This is a genomic window from Acinetobacter sp. NRRL B-65365 (assembly GCF_001605865.1).
Taxonomy (GTDB): domain Bacteria; phylum Pseudomonadota; class Gammaproteobacteria; order Pseudomonadales; family Moraxellaceae; genus Acinetobacter; species Acinetobacter vivianii.
Map to the genome: position 1 here is coordinate 1 of NZ_LRPD01000052.1, position 966 is coordinate 966.

Below are 966 nucleotides of genomic sequence, written 5' to 3' on the forward strand. Positions count from 1 at the left end.
CTTATATTTAAGGTCGATTACATAAGATATTTTAGGTTGAGCCTCAATCATTTTTATAATGAGAATAAACGTATCCTGTGGATTGAGTAGGTCATGATAAGGTTGCGGCTCAATCAAGATCTCATTTTTAAGATGTACAAGGTGAACCTGATCTGAAATTTCCTTCATCTGTGTAATTTGATAATTGTGATCTCTATCGTTGATATTTTCTAAGAAAAAATAAATCATATTGATAAATTTATCTTCTTGCTGATCGATATAGCAAAAGTCTTTGGTAAAGAACTTTTCTGCAATAGAATAGTTTTCTATCGTCAAACTGGTGAGATGCCCTATAAGCGCTATTATTGATATTTTTTCTAGGGAAGACATTTTTGAAAATCCATATTTATTATATTTTTCAATTATATTTTTTATTCTTTTAAATGTTAGTTTTTTTTGATATTTGTCCCATAGTGTTTTTATTTTTAAATTTTTGTGTTTTTGCTTGATTTTTCAGAAATGAATATACTGGTAATTTTAATTGCTTTCTGTGTTAATTATTAAGTTATGATTTTTATTATACTTTCTTTTATTTTGAGATTGCAAAATGAAGAAATGGGTGTGTAGGAAATGTGGTTTATATAAAAAAATTAATCCAGTTGAGATAACCGCAGGACGAAAAGTATTTTTCATTAAAGTTGATAGCTATATTAATAAGGTGAAAGAGGAGATAGCCAAGGGTGTTATCTTGAGTCGAAGTGGAAGCTCTTTAATTGTATTGTCTGATAACCTTTTGTTTATGGTGAAAGATACGGAAGTCTATCCTGAAGATGCACCGGTCAATTTTGTCTACAATATGTTTGGTGCATGTGAGTGTTAAACTCGGATCTTAACCTCATGATATCCAAGCGTTAACCGACTCAAATATCATGCATTTATTATGCTTTTTTGGTCATAACGGGGGTGTATTGACACCGTTATGGTCAT

2 protein-coding genes are annotated in these 966 nt (G+C 30.0%); one reads left to right on the plus strand and one right to left on the minus strand.

Annotated features, from left to right (window positions below; translation table 11 throughout):
- Nucleotides 1-369, minus strand: a 369-nt coding sequence (locus tag AWW72_RS16240; protein WP_062848020.1) for a hypothetical protein, incomplete at its 3' end; no start/stop codon positions are given.
- Nucleotides 370-586: 217 nt separating this feature from the next.
- On the opposite strand from AWW72_RS16240, the gene AWW72_RS16245 reads away from it, so the two are divergent.
- Entirely contained in the window at nt 587-859 is a 273-nt protein-coding gene (locus AWW72_RS16245) for a hypothetical protein (RefSeq protein ID WP_004772882.1), read from the plus strand.
- The last annotated feature ends 107 nt before the right edge of the window (nt 860-966 follow it).

What these genes read in the sequence shown, in the direction of transcription:
- AWW72_RS16245 (WP_004772882.1), top strand. Translation starts at nt 587, where the DNA reads ATGAAGAAATGGGTGTGTAGGAAATGTGGTTTATATAAAAAAATTAAT.